3 protein-coding genes are annotated in these 2,534 nt (G+C 54.1%); all 3 read right to left on the bottom strand.

What is annotated here, in order from left to right:
- Positions 1 to 190 (bottom strand): 30S ribosomal protein S10 (gene rpsJ, locus ACRESJ_RS17260; protein ID WP_431758980.1); only part of this gene is annotated, 190 nt, incomplete at its 3' end.
- A 157-nt stretch (positions 191 to 347) separates the two neighbouring features.
- On the bottom strand, positions 348 to 1,541 hold the full coding sequence (gene tuf / locus ACRESJ_RS17255; protein WP_008053875.1) for an elongation factor Tu: 1,194 nt from the start codon (positions 1,539 to 1,541) through the stop codon (positions 348 to 350).
- Between the two features lie 30 nt (positions 1,542 to 1,571).
- Positions 1,572 to 2,534: elongation factor G (locus tag ACRESJ_RS17250; RefSeq protein ID WP_431758979.1), on the bottom strand; the 963-nt coding region annotated here is incomplete at its 5' end.

The raw sequence follows: 2,534 nt of genomic DNA, 5'->3' as shown, positions 1-2,534 counted from the left end.
GGTCACGCGCGTCTTTGTTGACGTGCGGGGAGACCAGAACGGTGAACCGCTCTTTACGGGTAGGCAGTGGAATTGGACCACGCACTTGAGCACCAGTACGTTTCGCGGTTTCCACGATTTCCTGGGTTGATTGGTCGATCAGGCGATGGTCGAAAGCCTTCAACCTGATACGGATTTGCTGATTTTGCATTGGATTTCAGACTCCGGCTGCTATTCCCACCGAGCGCAATACGCCCGTTAAAAGGAGGCGCAATTCTATAGACGCCCCAGATGGGTGTCAACCCAATAAAAAAGCCCCCGCTGAGCGGGGGCTTTTCAAAGCATCGAAGCTATCTCAAAAGAGACGCTTACTCGATGATTTTGGCTACTACGCCAGCGCCGACGGTACGACCGCCTTCACGGATAGCGAAACGCAGGCCGTCTTCCATTGCGATGGTCTTGATCAGGGTAACTTCCATCTGGATGTTATCACCTGGCATTACCATTTCAACGCCTTCTGGCAGCTGGCAGTTGCCAGTCACGTCAGTAGTACGGAAGTAGAACTGTGGACGGTAGCCTTTGAAGAACGGAGTGTGACGACCGCCTTCTTCCTTGCTCAGAACGTAAACTTCTGCGGTGAACTTGGTGTGCGGCTTAACCGAACCTGGCTTAACCAGAACCTGACCACGCTCAACGTCGTCACGCTTGGTACCACGCAGCAGAACGCCGCAGTTCTCGCCAGCACGACCTTCGTCGAGCAACTTGCGGAACATTTCAACACCGGTGCAGGTGGTGGTAGTGGTGTCACGCAGACCAACGATTTCCAGCGCATCCTGAACGCGAACGATACCGCGCTCGATACGACCAGTAACAACGGTACCACGACCCGAGATCGAGAATACGTCTTCGATTGGCATCAGGAATGGCTTGTCGATTGCACGCTCTGGCTCTGGGATGTAGCTATCCAGAGTTTCAACCAGCTTACGAACGGCAGTGGTGCCCATTTCGTTGTCGTCTTTGCCTTCCAGCGCCATACGAGCCGAACCGATGATGATTGGAGTGTCATCGCCCGGGAAGTCGTAGGTGGACAGCAGGTCGCGAACTTCCATCTCGACCAGTTCCAGCAGCTCAGCGTCGTCTACCAGGTCAGCCTTGTTCAGGAAAACCACGATGTACGGAACGCCTACCTGACGGGACAGCAGGATGTGCTCACGGGTTTGCGGCATCGGACCATCAGCGGCCGAGCAAACCAGGATCGCGCCGTCCATCTGGGCAGCACCGGTGATCATGTTCTTCACGTAGTCAGCGTGACCTGGGCAGTCAACGTGAGCGTAGTGACGAATCTTCGAGTTGTACTCGACGTGCGCGGTGTTGATGGTGATACCGCGAGCTTTTTCTTCTGGCGCGCTGTCGATCTTATCGAAATCAACGATTGCAGAACCGAAAACTTCGGAGCAAACGCGAGTCAGAGCTGCGGTCAGAGTGGTTTTACCGTGGTCAACGTGACCGATAGTGCCAACGTTGACGTGCGGTAGGGAACGATCAAATTTTTCTTTAGCCACGACAATTAACTCCTTGCCTAAAGGACTGAATCAGCCTTGTTTTTTGGTTACAGTTTCGACGATGTGCGACGGAGCTGTATTGTATTTTTTGAATTCCATAGAGTAGCTTGCGCGACCCTGGGACATCGAACGAACGTCGGTCGCATAACCGAACATCTCGCCCAACGGAACTTCAGCACGGATTACCTTGCCGGAGACCGTGTCTTCCATACCCAGAATCATGCCGCGACGACGGTTAAGGTCGCCCATCACGTCACCCATATAGTCTTCAGGCGTAACAACCTCTACCGCCATGATCGGCTCAAGCAACTCACCACCGCCCTTCTGGGCCAGCTGCTTGGTCGCCATGGAAGCAGCCACCTTAAACGCCATCTCGTTCGAGTCGACGTCGTGGTAAGAACCATCAAACACGGTAGCCTTCAGGCCGATCAGCGGATAGCCGGCAACAACGCCGTTCTTCATCTGCTCTTCGATACCCTTCTGGATAGCCGGAATGTATTCCTTAGGAACAACACCACCCACTACTTCGTTCACGAATTGCAGACCTTCCTGACCTTCGTCAGCAGGAGCAAAACGGATCCAGCAATGGCCAAACTGGCCACGACCGCCGGACTGACGAACGAACTTGCCTTCGATTTCGCAGTTCTTCGTGATGCGCTCACGATACGAAACCTGAGGTTTGCCGATGTTGGCTTCGACGTTGAACTCACGGCGCATCCGGTCAACCAGGATGTCCAGGTGCAGCTCGCCCATGCCAGAGATGATCGTTTGACCAGTCTCTTCATCAGTCTTGACGCGGAAAGACGGGTCTTCCTGAGCAAGCTTGCCCAGAGCGATACCCATTTTTTCCTGGTCATCCTTGGTTTTAGGCTCAACGGCAACCGAAATAACCGGCTCCGGGAAGTCCATGCGAACCAGGATGATTGGCTTGTCAGCGTTGCACAAGGTTTCACCAGTGGTGACGTCCTTCATGCCGATCAGGGCCGCGATGTC

The sequence above is a fragment of the Pseudomonas sp. genome (assembly GCF_050739655.1).
Classification (GTDB): domain Bacteria; phylum Pseudomonadota; class Gammaproteobacteria; order Pseudomonadales; family Pseudomonadaceae; genus Aquipseudomonas.
This window is presented reverse-complemented; position numbering and strand designations above follow the sequence as displayed.